Raw genomic sequence first — 15788 nt, 5'->3', positions numbered from 1 at the left:
ATGAGACGACCGACCCTGGCCGTGTGGAAGTTCGCCTCCTGCGACGGCTGCCAGCTGACCCTTCTGGACTGCGAGGACGAGCTGCTCACCCTCACCGGGCGGATCGAGATCGCGCACTTCCTGGAGGCGACCGCCGCCGCCGGGGACGGCCCGTACGACGTCTCCCTGGTCGAAGGATCGATCACGACGCCGGCCGACCTCGACCGCATCCAGCACGTTCGGGCGGTGTCGGGCAAGCTGATCACGATCGGGGCATGCGCGACCGCCGGAGGCGTCCAGGCACTGCGTGACTTCGCGGACGTCGAGGAGTTCGCCTCCGTGGTCTACGCACGTCCCGAGTACATCGCCACGCTCGCGCGGTCCACGCCCATCGCGGCGCACGTACCGGTGGACTTCGAACTGCGGGGGTGCCCGATCGACCGGCGCCAGCTCATCGAGGTGCTGGCGGCCCACCTGACCGGACGCAGGCCCGACGTACCCGGCCACAGCGTCTGCTTCGAATGCAAGAGCCGCGGGAACGTGTGCGTCATGGTCGCGCACGGCACCCCGTGCCTCGGGCCCGTCACCCACGCGGGGTGCGGCGCGATCTGCCCGGCGTACGGGCGGGGCTGCTACGGCTGCTTCGGCCCCTCCCCCGCCTGGAGCGGCACTCGTCCCAACACCCGCGGGCTGCTGCCGTGGCTCGACATGACCGAGGACGAGACGCACCGGGTGCTCTCGACCTTCAACGTCTCTGCGTTCCGCGAGGAGCAGCGGCCCGGGGAGGGGGCGGAGGATTGACGCACCGCAATGACCGGACATTGAAGGTCGGGGCCCTCGCCCGGGTCGAGGGCGAGGGCGCCATGTACGTCCGGGCGCGCGGCCGGGCCGTCGAGGAGGTCCGGCTCGACATCTACGAGCCGCCGCGGTTCTTCGAGGCGTTCCTGCGCGGCCGCGCCCACACCGAACCGCCGGACATCACCGCCAGGATCTGCGGCATCTGCCCCATCGCCTACCAGATGAGCGCGTGCCAGGCCATCGAGGCAGCCTGCGGAGTCACAGTCGGCGGCCCCCTCAGCGAGCTGCGCCGACTGCTGTACTGCGGTGAGTGGATCGAGAGCCACGCCCTGCACATCTACCTGCTGCACGCGCCCGACTTCCTCGGCTACCCGGGCGCGGTGGAGCTGGCCCGCGACCACCGCGCCGTCGTCGAGCGGGGCCTGCGGCTGAAGAAGGCGGGCAACACGCTGCTGGAAGTGCTGGGGGGCCGGGCGATCCATCCGGTGAACGTCCGTGTCGGCGGCTTCCACCGGACGTCGGCACGCCCCGAACTGGCCCCGCTCGCCGAGTTGCTCCGCCAAGCCCGCGACGACGCGCTCGCCACCGTGGAATGGGCGGCGGATTTCGAGTTCCCCGACTTCGCCCATGACCACGAATACCTCGCCCTGTCCACCGGACGGTACCCGCTGGAGAGCGGCGTCCTGCGCAGCAGCGCGGGACGCTCCTTCTCCGCCGCGGAGTTCGAGCGGAACATCGTCGAGGAGCAGGTCCCCCACTCGACCGCCCTGCACGCCCGCTTCACCGACGGCGGCCCGTACCTCACCGGCCCGCTCGCCCGCTACTCCCTCAACCGCGACCGGCTGTCGCCCCTCGCGCTGGAGGCCGCGGACCGGGCCGGACTCGGCATCGAATGCCGCAACCCGTTCCGCAGCATCCTGGTCCGTGCGGTCGAGATCGTCTACGCGGTGGACGAGGCGCTACGGATCATCACCGCCTATGAGCCGCCGCCCCGCCCGGCCGTGCCGGTGCCGCCCCGGGAGGGGACCGGACACGGCGTCACCGAGGCGCCGCGCGGCGTCCTCTACCACCGCTACGACCTCGGCCCGGACGGCCTGATCCGGGCCGCGCGGATCGTCCCGCCGACGTCCCAGAACCAGGCCGCCATCGAGGACGACCTGCGCCGGTTCGTCGCGGCCCACCTGCATCTCGACGACCACGCACTGACCCATCAGTGCGAGCAGGCGATCCGCAACTACGACCCCTGCATCTCCTGCTCCACCCACTTCCTCGATCTCACCGTGGAGCGGTCATGACCGTCGTCATCGGCGTGGGCAACGACTTCCGCCGCGACGACGGTGCCGGGCCGGCGGTGATCGAGGCGCTCCGGGGCAGGGTGCGGGCGACTCTCGCGGTGACCGACGGCGAGCCGGCCCGCCTCATCGGACTGTGGGCGGGCGCCGACCTGGCGATCGTCGTCGACGCGGTTCACGCCGAGCCGCCCGTTCCCGGGCGGATCCACGACCTCGGCGCGGAGACGGCGGCTCTGGCCGCGCGCTCCGTCACCGGTCACGCGCTCGGGCTCGCCGATGCCGTCGCGCTCGGGCTCGCCGTCGGCCACATGCCCGCCCGCCTGCGCGTCCTGGCGATCGAGGGGCTCGATTTCGGCTTCGGCCGCGGACTGAGCCCCGGGGTGGCGGCCGCTGTCACCGCCGTCGCCGACCGGCTGGCCGTCGCACTGGCACCCGGCGGGAAGGAGCCGGCCGGATCGACCGCCGGACACCCGCGCTGGAAGGAGGACCACTCGCCATGAACACACTGGAACTGACCGACCTCAGTCTTCTCCATGCCGCGCTCCGCCGAGCCGGGTACACCGTCATCGGCCCGACCGTCCGCGACGACGCCATCGTCCTGGCGGAACTGGACTCGGTCGAACACCTGCCGTACGGATGGGGCGTCCGGCTGAGCCCCGGCGGTTACCGGCTGCGCCGCAGGGGGGACGGCGCCGCTTTCGCTCACGCTGCCGGGCCCCAGTCCTGGAAACCCTTCCTGCACCGGTCAAGAGTCAAGCTGTGGGAGGCGCGCCGGACCGAGGACGGCTTCGAGGCCGAGGACCACGCACCCGACCCGGCCCGCTTGGCACTGCTCGGTGTCCGGCCGTGCGATCTGCGCGCCATCGCCGTCCAAGACCGCGTCCTGATGGGCGGCCGCCACGTCGACCCGTCCTATGCGGGACGGCGCCGGGACGCCCTCATCATCGCCGTCAACTGCACCGAGCCCGGTGAGACCTGCTTTTGCGTCTCCATGGGCACCGGCCCGGAAGCGGGCCCCGGATACGATCTCGCGTTCACCGAACTGATCGGCGAGGACGGGCCGCGGTACATCGTGGACGTGGGCACCGAGGCGGGCGCCCTCATCATGGACGACCTGCGCGCAGGACCCGCGAAGCCCGCCGACGTGGACCGGGCCCGTGCGGAGGTGACGGCCGCCGCCGACCGGATGGGCCGGGAGATGCCCGCCCTGGGCCTTCGCGACCTGATGGCGGGCAGCCTGGACGCGGCTCGCTGGGACGATGTCGCCGAACGCTGCCTGAGCTGCGGCAACTGCACCATGGTGTGCCCGACCTGCTTCTGCACCAGAGTGACCGACACCACCGACCTCACCGGCGACCACGCCGAGCGCTGGCAGCTCTGGGACTCCTGCTTCGACCCGGACTTCTCCCACCTGCACGGGGGCGACGTCCGGGCGTCCGCGAAGAGCCGCTACCGGCAGTGGCTCACCCACAAGCTCGGCACCTGGCACGACCAGTTCGGCTCCTCCGGCTGCGTGGGCTGCGGCCGCTGCATCGTCTGGTGCCCGGTCGGCATCGACCTCACCGTCGAGGTGGCCGCGCTGCGCGCCGAAACCGCCGACCCCGCGGCGGACACCACGGGGTGAGGTAGGCGGCGCTTCCCGGGGGGTCTTCCGGCGCGGGCACCGCCGACGGCAGCGCATGGACGAGACGCTCGGTGGTCGAACGCGCTGGCAGGACGGTCACAAGGCTCCCTGCCCAACCTCCCGCCGACGGGCTTACGGCAACCGTCCTCCTGCACCATGTTCCAGGTCACTGGCGACGGCGTCATGGACCATCGGCTCCTCGACCAGGGCGTCCCGCCATGACGGCAACGCCGCCAGATGATTCCGGCCTGGGCGAGCAGGGCGCGGACGCGGTCGGGCCGATCGGGTTCGGGCCGGTCGGTGAACTCGGCGACGGCGGCGACGAGTCGTGATCCTTTGAGGGTGTTCAGATCGAAGTAATGGGGGTCGCCGGCGCAGTCGTGCGCCTGCTTGGGCAGGCTCACGGGCAGCCGTGTCCCGCCGTCCGGCAGCGGCCACAGGTGGAAGGCCGAGATCCCGTCGTTCACCGTTCTCACGGCAACTCCCTGGTACGCCCCGCTGACAATCACCTGCGTGCGGATGCGGCATGGGCGAGTGCTAGCCGTGGGAGTTGCGGGGTGCGTGGACGACCGCCACCGGGCAGGGCGCGTGCCGTACAAGGGCATAGCTGACCGATCCGAGCAGGAGGCCGCGGAAGCCGCCCAGCCCCCGCGAGCCGACGACGAGCAGACGCGCGCCCTGCGCCGCATTCAGCAGTACTTCACGCGGATGGCCGACCAGGACCTCGGCCTGCGCGTCCACTCCCGGGTGAAGGTCCCGCAACGGGGCCGTCAACTGCTCCAGCCGTGCCGTGGCCGCCTCCCGCATGCCGGTCTCGTCGACCAGCGGCGGAAGATCCTTCAACGGCGCCGGCTCCCAGGCCGCCACCGCGTGCAGGGACAGTCCGTGCAGTTCGGCCTCGGCGAACGCCGTCGCCAGCGCGGCCTGGGATGCCGGTGAACCGTCCACGCCGACCACGGCACGGCCCGGCTCCGTCCCCGGCTGCCGGTCCAGGGCGTCCCTGGCGATCACCACGGGACACGAGGCATGCGCGACCACTTGAGCGCTGACCGACCCGAGCAGCAGGCCGGTGAACCCGCCGAGGCCCCGCGGCCCCAGCACGATCAGGGCGGCGTTCCTTCCGGCTTCGATCATTTTCGCAGCCGACTGCCCGCGTTCGAGGACGCCCTGGACCGGCACATCGGGCGCCTGCTTCCGGACGTGCTCGACTCCACCGTCCAGCATCTGCTGCGCCAAGGGCTCCAGGTTCACCACCGCCATGGCCATCGAGCCTCCGATGAAGGCCTCCCACGCGTGGATCACGGTCAGGGGCAGGCCGCGGGCCCGGGCCTCGTCCGCGGCCCAGTCCAGGGCGCGGATGCCGTTCTGCGAACCGTCGTACCCCACCACGACACCGTTGATCGCGCTTGCATCCATGTTCTCCCCCACGTCCCCGGACTCGATCGGATCCATACATCCCCAGGCTTGTCTCCGGTTCCCCTGCCTTGCAGCTCTGAAGTCGGCCACTGCCGCCGTCAACGGCCAGGAACTCGAACACACCACCTCGCCGATTCATCCGGCGTCGACGCGGGACGAACGGTTGCGCGCGCGATGACAACGTTCCTGGATACGGCGTCCATCCAGAGCGGGCGCTGAGGGCGGTAGTCAGAGAACGAACCACGTGTTCGCCGAGGCCGATCTCGATCTCCGGGCAGGCGGGCAGGCAGTCGACGTGGCCGGCGCGGGGTCTGGTCAGGAACCGGTCGCGGCTGCAGCCGCCGTTGTACGCGACGGGCGCGCCCAGCAGGCAACCTGGCACGCCAGCCGGGGACGCGGACGGCCCCCGGCGCCGGACCGGGCGGCGGTTTGAAGACGTCACAGCAGATCCCTCAACCGCCGCAGCCCGCGGGTGGTTCATGCCTTGACGGTGCCGAGCGGGGTCGCCAGTCGGTCGGCGATCTCTCACTGGGTCAGTTGTCCGAAGTGAGCGAGCACGATCGCCTGCCGCTGCGGGGCCGGCAGTCCGGCGAGCGCGTCGCAGGCGGCGTCCACGGCGGAGGTGGCGTCGGGCACGCCGATGGTGTCCTCGAGCGGCACCGAGCGCCGGGAGTGCCGCGCTTCGACCCGCAGCTGGTCGATGGCCCGTCTCCGGGCGAAGGCCAGGACCCACGGCTCAAGGCCGCGTGCCGGGTCGAAGCGCCCGAGTGATCGCCAGACCTCCAGGAAGACCAACCGGACGACGTCGTCCACAGCATGGTCGGGTACAAGCCTTCCCGCACGGCGACGGACCAGAGGGCCGAGCGCGGCATAGCACTCGTTCAGCGCCGCCTCACTGCCTTGCGCGAGCCGCTGCTCCAGTGTCATGCGGTCCCGATGCCCATGGAAACCGATTCAGAACTCGTTCATGGGCAAGGCGCAGAGAAGCCGTGGCAGGGCAGTGCAATGCGAACGAACCTTGCACCGAACGCCAGGCGAGCGGGGACCCGTCAGTTGGGTGACGACTTCGGAGAAGGCCATCACCGGAGGTGGCGTGCACCAGCTGCCGATCCCTCGGCCGCCGTGTTCACGGCCTTGCCGAACTCGGCTGCCGCCTCCTCGTCGGCGCTTAGTTGGAGCCCTTGCGTTTGCGGAGCGCCGAGCCCTTGTGGACGGCCTTCTTGCCGCTCTTTTCGCTCCGCACTACATACTGCGGTTCCTCAGGTGAGGCCGCGACGGTGCGGCCGACCTCCTCACGACGGTCGGTGACCTTCTTCTCCACCCAGCCCTCGGGCGTAGAGCCGTGGCTGCGCCATGTGACCTTGTCGCCCACGGCGGGTTCCTTCTTCTTGTCTTCCATGTGCGTCGCTCTACCCGTCCCCGGGCGCGGCAGTCACCACGAAAGACCTGGTCAACAAGGGCTTGAGATGCTCCAGAATCCGCTGCCGAACGCTTTGAGTTCGCCTTTGACACCCATTCGTGGCTGACCTTCACCGTCGCCGATCCGTCCACGGTCGCACCGTCGCCCGCAGGAGGTTGCGGCGCTTGCGCGATAGCCGGACCCCGGTGGACGGCTCAGGTCAGGTCGGCCAGGATGGCTTCAGCGGCTCGCCGTCCCGATACCAGGGCGCCCTGGATGGACCCGGTATCGCGGTGATCGCCGCAGATGTACCGGCCGGTGCGCAACCGGACCGGACGCCGCAGCGGCAGAGGCGGCGGCATCGCCGGAAGGGCGGCCTCGACCCGGTACGAGGCGATGTGCCGCCAGTCTGCGGTGTCGCCGTAGATCTCGGTCAGCCGGTCACGCACCAGCGCCTCGCCGGTGTCGATGCCGAGCACGGACGTCGAGATGAGCGCGCGGTCGTCTGGGGAGTACTCGGGTGCTGCGTCGGTCAGGACGAGCGTGTCGGTGATGATCCCTTCGGCGTCCAGGATTTGGACGGGCTCCTTCAGCGGAGATTCGGGGGCCACGTGGTAGAAGGTCGTGACCGGACGCATCACCGGTGCCTCGATCTCGGGTTCGAGTTCGGCGGCGCCGGCCGGGTCGGCTGCGATGACCACGGTGCCGGCGTCGATCCCCTCGCCGCTGCCGGTCTCCACTCCCTCGTCGGTGATCCGCCGGACGGGCGTGCCGAGCGACACCGCCCCGTCCGGGAGCCGGGCGGCGAGTTGCTCCGGTACCCGGCCCATTCCCCGCGCGGGGACACAGATGGTGCCGCGCGCGAAGGACCGCCAGATCAGATGGAAGAAGCGGCTGGAGGTCTCCAGCTCGCGCTCCAGCAGCACCCCGGCCAAGAACGGGCGCAGCAGCTTCTCGATCATCTCCTCCGAGATGCCCCAGTGGCGGAGCTCCTCGCTCGTGTCGCGTTCGGCACCGTCACGGACCCAGGACCCCGGGACGGCCAGGTCGCGAGCGGTCATCGCCGCCAGCGCGGCCTTGTCCCGGACGGACCCCACGTCGGCGAGGGCGCCGCTCAGCGCGTGCTCGGGATGCCTCCACGGCAGCATCACGCGTTCGCGCCCTCCCTCATGGAAGACCAGCAGCCCGGAAGCGAACGACCGCAGGTCCAGGGCCTTGAGGTCAAGAACGCGCCGGGCCTCCGGGTAGGCGGTGTTGAAGACCTGGAAACCTCGGTCCAGGCGGAAGCCCTCCACGACATCCGTGCGCATCCGGCCGCCGACTCCGTCCGACGCCTCCAGCACCCGCACCGGCATACCGGCCCGGTGCAGCCGCACCGCACAGGCCAGCCCGGACAGACCCGCCCCCACGACGATCACGCCATCGGACATTCGCCCCCGCTTTCCTTTGTGGCCGCGATCCGTCCGTCACCATGCCCGCGATAAACGCCTCTACCCCGGCCGCCGGAGGCGGTGCCATCGGATTGTGCATGGTGGGCAAAATCTACTTGGGTCGCGCTTGTGCAGGTAAGAGGGGGGTACGGGCGGATCGACCAAGGGGGAGAAATGATCAACACACTGCACAAGATGGGCATCCGGTCCAATTTCATGTACACGGCGGGCATCGCCTCGGTCGGCCTGGCTTTCGCCTCCTGGGCGGCGTCCAAGCGACTTGAGGACGCGGGGCTGGAGCGCGCCGACCGCTGGGGCATCTTCGTCGGTGAATGGGCCCCGACCTTCTTCGCCATGGGCATCGCCCTTCGGATGGAGGAAACGCGGGATCAGGCCGCACGCGAGGCATCCGGGCGGCAGATCTCTTCGGACGAAAGGGTTTCCGCATCGCAATCCGCCACCATGCGGTGAATCGCGGCGAGCCCCACCCGGCCGCGCCTTCATGGACCGTGTCACCGATTGGCCGCCCGGTTCCGAAGAACGGTGCAGGACCTTTCGGACAACGATGGAGGAACGGTGTACTCCCGCCATCGTGTGCACGGTCCACGTGGCGGGCGTTGATGGCGGCGAGCGGTCCGGTCGTCGTGATCGGAGCGGGTCTGTCCAGGCTGTCGGCGGCGATCCACCTCGCGACGCGGGACCGTGCACAACCAGCGCCGGTACCACTTGTAGGAGGACGAGTGGGCTCGGTACGACGATCAGTGTTCCACCTCGTGAGCGGCTTGAGCACAGCCGCCGTCCGAGTGGCGGCGTCCTCAGAAGCTAGCGGCTACCCTCCTCTTCAGCCGTGCCCACCAGCGCCGGAAGCAGACGCCCGGCACATCGCGCCGTGACCTTGGCCCCTCGCTCAATCGGGAATTCGTCCTCCGCCGGCCTGCTCCGAGAGCCTGTTCATGACCGTCGAGGAGCCCGGCCGGGGCGGCATGGGCGTGCGCTGGAAGGCCTGGGGCCCGCCGAGGCCGGCAAACATCCTGGTCACCGACGGCGACTGCGCGCCGTCCTCACTGATTCCGGATCGGTCATTCTTCTTCCCTGGCCGGCCGGAGCGCCGTCTCTCCGGTGATCGGCGCCCCGCCGCCCTGGTTCAAAGCAGGCGCTGAGCCGGTTCCGCATTCGCCCATTCACACGCCGCCGCTCAACGGGCCCACCGGGCCTCCCCGGCGGTGGTCCGGGCGCATGGCCGGGATGGACGAGATCGACCGCATCCGGCGCATGCCCAGGGAGTCGGTCAACGATGTCGTACTGGCCGCAGCGACGCGCGGCTTTCGCGAACTGCTCGCCAGGTCCGCAAGCGTTCAGGGAAGCTCCCCTAGAGAGCCTTCGCGGTGCCCGCGTCGCGACGGCGGGCACCGCAAGAGGCGGGCCGCCGCGTCGCCCTCTCGGGCGGCCTAGCCGAGCCCGGTCCGGAATGTTCCCGTGAGCTCGGTTTCACACCGGCCCTGCGAGTTCGGCGATGTCCTCGCTGGCGAGCCCGTGCAGACGATCGGCGAGGTCCGCCAGCGCCCGGGCGACGGCCAGTTCGTCACCGATCTCCGGAATCCGGCGGTCGGCCGGGTTGCGGCGAGCGTGCCCGTGCCCAGTGGTCTTCTGGTCACGGCCGCTGAACAGCACCGCGCGCACGTCGGTGTCCGTGGCGTCCTCGCTGATGTAGAGCTCCACGCTCCACTCCTTGGTCTCCATGATGAACCTCCTCACCTGAACGCATCGGCCTCCATCTCCATCGTCGGCAGGTGCCGCCGACCGCCCCAGGGGCTAACGTCCCCCGCACGGGCGACCAACGCCCCGTCGAAGACCATGGCCGCAGACGAGCCCGCACGGCCCCGCCGCATCCTTCGAGTCCTGACGGCGCCAGAAGCACCCGATGGTCCTCGCCGACCGACCCGAAGGCCCTGTGCGGAATGCGCCCTCCTCCTCTGCCTCGGCGACGTCGCGCTTGCGCTGCCATCAGCCCTCGGCGGTGGCATTACGGAGCATCCTTTCTGCCCGGCGGGGTGACGCGCGAGAACGTCGAAACAGTGCTGGGGCGCCTGCTCACGGTCCCTTCGACGAGCCGCGTTCGGGCCGGCGTCCATCGCATCACACCGATGATCGGGAACGGGCTCAGCGCCACTCCGACGCCGTACGACAGCACCTGACCGATCGCCTCGCCCACGGCCTCCACCTCACGCCGGTTCGACCTCGCCCGGCCGCCAGCGCTGGTCGAACCAGCTTTCGAGCGGACCGTAGAGCCGCAGGACGACGAACCATCCCTTGCCGGGGACCGTCTGGATCCAATTCGTCTCTCTGCCCGGCGGCGCGGTCGGGCCGAAGTGGACGACCGTGTCGCCGCCGTCCTCGGCCCGCACGGCGTCCGAGAGGCTGTTCACGCTCGGGTAGGGGTCGTCGGTGCGCAGCAGCGACCGGGTCTGGGGGTCGTAGACGTCGACGGCCCAGAAGTCCTTCGCCGGGATGTCCTTGGGTAGGGTGAGCGTGTAGCTCTTCCCGCCGTCGAGCCAGGCGCCGGCGGAGTCCTCTGCCGTGTAGGCGTACTGCGATCCGGCCCCGACCGCCGCCGTCGCCATCGCCGGCGTGACCACGATCGCCGCGTGATGGTACATGGCGCGGGCGTCCAGCAGGCGCGCACCCTGCGGCGAGAGGAACTCGTGGCTCCCCGAGGGGAACATGTTCTTCCACGAACTGCCCGGGTAGTAATAGAAACTTGGGTCGCGAGGTTTGAAGGTCAGCGTCCGCACGAGGCCCGACCCGACCCGCGCCGCGGCGGCGAGGATCGAGCGCATCCGGTCGTCCGGCCCGAAGGGCTCGCCTGGCACGATGCCGATCGAGGCGAGTTGTCCCGCGCGCTCGGGGTCCAGTGCCTCGGGCGGTTCCTCCTGAACGATCTCGTCCACCTCCCCGAAGAACGAGAAGTCGTTGGCGGGGACCGTGTTGAAGACGGAGTCGGCGACGTTGACGAAGCGCTGCTCGGCCGGGTCGGCCGCGGCAGAGAGCGGGTACATCCGCGTCTTGAGGAGGCTCTCGACACCGCCCAGCGAGCGAAACGTCGCCCAGCAGGCGAAGGTCGGCGACCGCGAGGTGAAGTAGCCGTCCGGGACGTCGCCGTCATAGCCGGGGGGCAGGAAGAGGTACTTGCCTCCCCTGCCCTCGTCGGGTCCGGCGATCCCCATGTCGGCGACGTAGTGCTGCCAGAAGTCGCCGACAACGCTCAGCGAGCCCTCCGGCACCTCGATCACCGTCGGGCCGTCCCGATCGAGCGCCAGGAAGGCCAGCCCGTACGCGGTTTCGGTGTTCGCCGTGAGCAACAGGGGGGCCGAACCGCACCGCGGGGCCGTGTAGCCGATCGTGCGGGAGTCGATACCGAGGCTCCGCAGCCCGCGCCGCATGGCCACCATCGCGGCGCCGGGCAGGCAGTTGAGAAAGACCTCGATCCCCCGCAGCAGGTCGAGCCCGTCATAGCTCCGGATGACCGTGTCGGGCAGGGGCATGCCGTCGAAGAAGTCCATCGCGCCGAAGACCGTCTCCAGCCGATCCGGGACGCTGATCGACGCGAGGGTCTCAACTGATATGCCCGGGCTGGGCGCGTCGCTCATGTGAGGCACTGCGCTCCTCTCTACAGCAACTTCTCTGAGAGCTGCGTTCCAGTCGTTCTCGCGCTGACGTCCAACCGGACCTCCCGGCCGTCCCGCGTGCCCTCTAGGCACCGTGGATGCCGGTGTACGCCAGCGGCTTCATGCTCCTGGCACCTCACCGTCCGGACCGTCACGTCTTCGGATCACCGCGCCGGGTCAGCCCACCGCCTCGACCTCACCCGGCCGCCAGGTCTTGTCGAAGAATGGCCGCAGGGGGCTGTACAACCGCAGGACCACGAACCATCCTCTGCCCGGCACGGTCTGGATCCAGTTGCCCTCCGGCACGCGGTCGGGCCAGTCGGGCCCGAAGTGCACCGTGGTCGTGCCATCCGCGGCGGCGGCCGCCGCCGGGGTCGGATAGTCCTGGCTGCCGGCCCGCGGGAAGCGTTGCGGCGTGGAGAGCATCGAGCGGGTCTGGTTGTCGTAGACGGTGCACGACCAGAAACGGGCAGCGGGAATGTCCGGCGGAAGCACCAAGCGGTAGTGCCGGCCTCCGTCGAGGGCGCGGTCCTGCCGGTCCGCGAACGCGAACAGGTACTGCGAGCCGATGTCGGGCAACGGTGCGGTGAACGCCGGGCTGATGCCCACGCCCAGATACCACCACCAGGTCCGCAGGTTGAGCTTGCGGGCGCCGTCGCTCGCACGGAGTTCGAGGCCGCAGTCGGTGATGTCCGGGGGCGGGGTCATGAAATCGTGGCCGGACACCAGCAGGCCGTTGATCCACTGGGAGGGCGCACCGTAGAAATGCGCCCCCTCAGCCGGGCGGGGGCGGCAGGCGAGGGTACGGGCCGTGGCGTTCCCCACCGCGGCCGCTTCGGCGAGGATCTTCCGCATTCGCGGATCCGGCTGGAAGGGACGGCCCTTCGCGATCCCGATCGCGGCCAGGGCACCGGCGATCTCGGCATCGAGCGCCTCGGCCGGCTGATCGTGCACGAGCTCGCTCGCGAAGTCGAAGTACGTCGCGTCGGAGGGTGGGACCGTGTTCACGGGGAACCCGGTGCCCTCGACGAAGCGCGGCGGGTCGGGCCTGCGGAGCGCGGCGGTCCACGTTTGGGCGGTCCACGGCGGCGGAGGGGCCGTGCCCCCTGTGACGATCTCCCCGATGCTGGTCCCGAAGAACCCGGGGACGTAGCGGTGGATGCGCAGCCCCTCCTTGATGCGCTGGACCGCCGGCTTCGGGTCGTCGCCCTCCAGGAACGCTCGCCCGCCCAGAAGGAGCCGCGTGGTACGGGTTGGCCGTATGAAGAAGCCGCCCTCCGGAAGAGGACCCTCGTAACCGGGCGGCACGAAGAGGTACCTGCCGCCTGCCCCGCGGTCCGGCCCGGCCATGCCGGGGTCGGCGACCCAGCGGTACCACATGTCATTGACAAAACAGAGGGAGAGAGGCGGCATTTCCACCACCAGCGGCCCCTCAGTCAGGTCAAGAAATGTCACAAAATAGACGGTGTCCGCATTCCCTGTCAGCACGAGCGTCTCGGGATCCATGAACTCCGAGAAGAGCAGGACGTCGTGGTCTCTGACCCCGGCCTCAAGGAAGCCCCTGCGCGCCGCCCACATGCTGACCCCGGAGTACGCGTCGAGGAACCCCCGGACGGCGTGCATGTGGTCCAGATGGTCGTAGACGCGGTCGGCGGTCTCTTCGGTGGGCCTCCCCAGCGGGAACTCCAGAGTGCCCAGATGCGTCTCTACCCGCTCGGGCGTCGAGAGCGACTCCATGACCTGAGGCGAGATCCGCTCGGCTTGCTGCAAGGCATCGCTCCGTCTCTTTGGAGAGGTCACCTCTCGACCACGAGCCGTACCTGCCGCAGACCACTAATAAACGCGGTTTCCTGAGCCATTGATCTTTTGTTACTCCACAGGCTGTGGGGATGCCGAGCCCGAAGCAGCAAGGAGTGATGTCGGAAGAAGAATGCTCGGTGTTTACCGGGTGCGCCAGGGAGTCATGCGGTCGTCCGGGACCGGCACCCGGCCCAGCGGTCGCGACAGAGCCTCGGTGTCGGTGCCGGGCGGCGTGGTCGTGGGCCGAGCGCGTGGCCCTGGTCCTACCAGACCGACACATCGCAGCCCACCGCCACGGCTGCGGGGCCGGTGACAATCCAATTCGAAGGCGGAAGGCCGAGTCAAGGAGTCCCTCGCGGCATCGGGGGCGGACGTCTAGTCCGTTTCCGTCAGGCGAGGCTGGACACATCCCCCGGGAGGAGGCGACGAATGAGCGATGATCACGGGGGAACCGTCCTCGTCGGGTACGACGGCTCACCCGCCGGCGAGCAGGCCCTGCATTGGGCGGTGGCGGAGGCTGAACTCCGCCGCGCTCCCCTCACCGTCTGCCATGCTTGGCACTGGCCCTACCCGTCTCGCCCGCCGGACGACGACACCCTCGAGATCTTCCGTGCAGCGGCCGCGATCGTGGCGGATGAGGGCGTGCGCAAGGCCCATGCCCAGGCCGAGGACATGGACGTCCACTGGCGGCTGGAGCGCGGCTGGCCTGGCGCCGTGCTGCAGCAGGCCGCCCGTGACGCCGAACTGGTCGTACTCGGGGCGCGGGGCCACGGCGGGTCCGAGGGCCTGTCAGTGGGCTCCACCGCTGTGCAGGTCTCCGCCCTCGCTGCCCGGCCAGTCATCGTCGTACGGTCAGGCCTACCGCAGGCCGGGGGGCACGGTGGGCGGCTGGTGGTCGGCGTGGACGGCTCGCCGGCCAGTGCGGCGGCCCTCGGTTTCGCCTTCCAGGAGGCCGCGTTGCGGAAGGCGTCGGTGACGGCGGTATGCAGCTGGTGGGACCCGGCAGTGCTCCCCGGCCCGGACCGCGTCCCCTTCACGGATCCACAGGTGATCAGGAGCGAGGCGATGGCGCGGTTCGACCAGGCCGTCGCGCCGTGGCGACGCCAGCACCCCAAGGTGCCGCTGGAAACCGAGTTCGTCGTCGACCCGCCGCGTCAAGCCCTGGTCGATGCCGCCCAAGGCGCCGCCCTGCTGGTGGTGGGCGACCGCGGAATCGGCGCGGTGCCTCAGATGCTGCTCGGTCCGGTCACTCAGGCCGCGCTGCAACAGGCCCCCTGTCCGGTCGCGGTTGTCCCGGTACAGCAGGCCGAATAGCCGGAAGGAACTTCGGAGGAGCGAAGCAGAGGAGGCGCGGCCGGGATCTTTACACGGGGACTGGACCGGAGGACGACACGACAGCCGACGTTGCCGGACGGTCCGCTACACAGATCGGAATGAGGAGAGCTCGATGTCCGCACCGATCGCCATCGGCACCGATGGTTCGGACGAGTCGGCGCGTGCACTCGATTGGGCGGCGGCCGAGGCGGCCTTGCGCGAACGTCCGCTGCACATAGTCCACGCCCTCCAGAGCTGGCCGTCCGCGACGGCGCCCATCGCGCAGGCCGAGATCGCCGAACTCATCACCCGGGCCGGTAGGAAGATCTTGGCGGCCGCCCGCGAACGCGTCCGGGAACGGTGGCCGAACCTCGCGACGACGACCGCTCTGGTGAGCGGGGAGGCCTGGCGGGCTCTGGGCGCTCAGTCGGAGAAGGCTTTCGAGCTGGTGCTGGGAAGTCGTGGTCAGGGCGGTTTCTCCGGACTGCCGCTGGGCTCCACGAGCCTGCGCATGGCCGAACTCTCCACCGTCCCGGTGGTGGTCGTGCGCGGAGACGCAGCCGGTCGCGGCGAGATCCTCGTGGGTGTCGACCCGGTGCGGGATCTCGGCGCGGTCCTCGGCTACGCCTTCGACTCCGCCGCGCTCCATCGTGTCCGGCTCCGCATCGTCCACGCGTGGCAGACGCTCGCGACCTTCCTGGAGGCGGGTTACTCCGACGCCGAGCACGTCGAAGCGGAGCTGAGGAAGGAGGTCCTCAATGCGTGCCGACCACTGCGGGGGCGGTATCCGGGAGTCAACGTCGTCGAAGAAATCGTTCTGGAGCATCCGGTGACCGCGCTGGCCAAGGCCTCGCGCGAGGCCCGCCTGCTGGTGGTCGGTACCCACGACTGGCATTGGAGCTCGCCCCAACTCGGTTCCGTAGGGCACGGAGTCCTGCATCACGCGCAGTGCCCGGTCGCGGTCGTTCCGGCCCGCTGATCTTCAACTCGCGCGTGCGTCGCTCGCCTGGAGGCCCGCAGCCGGTGTGCGGCTCCCGGCAGGGCCTATGTCCCCCGTGCCCCGGGACCTTC

Annotated in this window: 16 protein-coding genes and 1 pseudogene; 8 read left to right on the top strand and 9 right to left on the bottom strand. The window is 70.2% G+C overall.

The genetic code is table 11. The features are described 5' to 3' along the window. From ETD96_RS00810 to ETD96_RS00795, 4 genes are read left to right on the top strand one after another with little or no spacing between them, the layout of a single operon-like run. Positions 1–780, top strand: coding sequence for an NADH-quinone oxidoreductase subunit B family protein (locus ETD96_RS00810; protein ID WP_138632369.1), 780 nt, complete (start codon positions 1–3; stop codon positions 778–780). A gap of 20 nt (positions 781–800) precedes the next feature. Then, entirely contained in the window at positions 801–2072 is a 1272-nt protein-coding gene (locus tag ETD96_RS00805; protein ID WP_240807050.1) for a Ni/Fe hydrogenase subunit alpha, read from the top strand. Next, the gene (locus ETD96_RS00800) at positions 2069–2569 is read left to right on the top strand and encodes a hydrogenase maturation protease (protein ID WP_138632366.1); all 501 of its coding nucleotides are present in this window, start codon (positions 2069–2071) and stop codon (positions 2567–2569) included. Before ETD96_RS00805 ends, ETD96_RS00800 begins: the two co-directional genes overlap by 4 nt. After that, positions 2566–3693 (top strand): 4Fe-4S dicluster domain-containing protein, encoded by a 1128-nt coding sequence (locus tag ETD96_RS00795; RefSeq protein ID WP_138632363.1) that lies wholly within the window; start codon positions 2566–2568, stop codon positions 3691–3693. The genes ETD96_RS00800 and ETD96_RS00795 overlap by 4 nt, the downstream gene beginning before the upstream one ends. Positions 3694–3989: 296 nt before the next feature. Here ETD96_RS00795 and ETD96_RS48020 read toward each other — a convergent pair. The 5 genes and pseudogenes from ETD96_RS48020 to ETD96_RS00770 all read right to left on the bottom strand — a co-directional run. Further along, positions 3990–4298 (bottom strand): annotated as a pseudogene (locus ETD96_RS48020) (hypothetical protein); the annotation flags it as partial. Next, on the bottom strand, positions 4231–5145 hold the full coding sequence (locus tag ETD96_RS00785) for a universal stress protein (RefSeq protein WP_138632360.1): 915 nt from the start codon (positions 5143–5145) through the stop codon (positions 4231–4233). The pseudogene ETD96_RS48020 and the gene ETD96_RS00785, both read right to left, overlap by 68 nt. A 489-nt stretch (positions 5146–5634) precedes the next feature. Continuing rightward, the gene (locus tag ETD96_RS00780; RefSeq protein WP_240807048.1) at positions 5635–6036 is read right to left on the bottom strand and encodes an RNA polymerase sigma factor; all 402 of its coding nucleotides are present in this window, start codon (positions 6034–6036) and stop codon (positions 5635–5637) included. A gap of 241 nt (positions 6037–6277) precedes the next feature. After that, positions 6278–6508: a hypervirulence associated TUDOR domain-containing protein gene (locus tag ETD96_RS00775; RefSeq protein WP_138632357.1), complete on the bottom strand. Its 231-nt coding sequence runs from the start codon at positions 6506–6508 to the stop codon at positions 6278–6280. Between the two features lie 215 nt (positions 6509–6723). Beyond that, a complete protein-coding gene (locus ETD96_RS00770; protein WP_138632354.1) occupies positions 6724–7938 on the bottom strand; it encodes an NAD(P)/FAD-dependent oxidoreductase in 1215 nt (404 codons plus the stop codon). A gap of 174 nt (positions 7939–8112) precedes the next feature. On the opposite strand from ETD96_RS00770, the gene ETD96_RS00765 reads away from it, so the two are divergent. Together ETD96_RS00765 and ETD96_RS00760 are read left to right on the top strand one after the other, a co-directional pair. After that, positions 8113–8409, top strand: a complete 297-nt coding sequence (locus tag ETD96_RS00765; protein ID WP_138632351.1) for a hypothetical protein — start codon at positions 8113–8115, stop codon at positions 8407–8409. Between the two features lie 482 nt (positions 8410–8891). Further along, positions 8892–9098, top strand: coding sequence for a hypothetical protein (locus tag ETD96_RS00760; RefSeq protein WP_138632349.1), 207 nt, complete (start codon positions 8892–8894; stop codon positions 9096–9098). 328 nt (positions 9099–9426) lie between these two features. On the opposite strand, the gene ETD96_RS00755 is transcribed toward ETD96_RS00760, so the two are convergent. The 4 genes from ETD96_RS00755 to ETD96_RS00740 all read right to left on the bottom strand — a co-directional run bounded on the left by ETD96_RS00755 (position 9427) and on the right by ETD96_RS00740 (position 13373). Further along, positions 9427–9678 (bottom strand): DUF1876 domain-containing protein, encoded by a 252-nt coding sequence (locus ETD96_RS00755; protein ID WP_138632346.1) that lies wholly within the window; start codon positions 9676–9678, stop codon positions 9427–9429. Positions 9679–9961: 283 nt separating this feature from the next. After that, positions 9962–10150 (bottom strand): hypothetical protein, encoded by a 189-nt coding sequence (locus ETD96_RS00750; RefSeq protein WP_138632343.1) that lies wholly within the window; start codon positions 10148–10150, stop codon positions 9962–9964. 10 nt (positions 10151–10160) lie between these two features. Then, positions 10161–11585, bottom strand: a complete 1425-nt coding sequence (locus ETD96_RS00745) for a DUF1254 domain-containing protein (RefSeq protein ID WP_171068783.1) — start codon at positions 11583–11585, stop codon at positions 10161–10163. 195 nt (positions 11586–11780) lie between these two features. Then, complete coding sequence (locus tag ETD96_RS00740; protein WP_205719040.1) at positions 11781–13373, bottom strand: DUF1254 domain-containing protein; 1593 nt, start codon at positions 13371–13373, stop codon at positions 11781–11783. 459 nt (positions 13374–13832) lie between these two features. Between ETD96_RS00740 and ETD96_RS00735 the strand changes: the two genes are divergently transcribed. Together ETD96_RS00735 and ETD96_RS00730 are read left to right on the top strand one after the other, a co-directional pair. Beyond that, positions 13833–14717, top strand: coding sequence for a universal stress protein (locus ETD96_RS00735; protein WP_138632337.1), 885 nt, complete (start codon positions 13833–13835; stop codon positions 14715–14717). A 133-nt stretch (positions 14718–14850) separates the two neighbouring features. Continuing rightward, the gene (locus ETD96_RS00730) at positions 14851–15696 is read left to right on the top strand and encodes a universal stress protein (RefSeq protein ID WP_138632334.1); all 846 of its coding nucleotides are present in this window, start codon (positions 14851–14853) and stop codon (positions 15694–15696) included. The last annotated feature ends 92 nt before the right edge of the window (positions 15697–15788 follow it).

It is taken from the genome of Actinomadura geliboluensis (assembly GCF_005889745.1).
Classification (GTDB): Bacteria; Actinomycetota; Actinomycetes; order Streptosporangiales; family Streptosporangiaceae; genus Spirillospora; species Spirillospora geliboluensis.
Note: the sequence above shows the minus strand (reverse complement) of the source record. Positions and strands in the feature narration are given on the sequence as shown.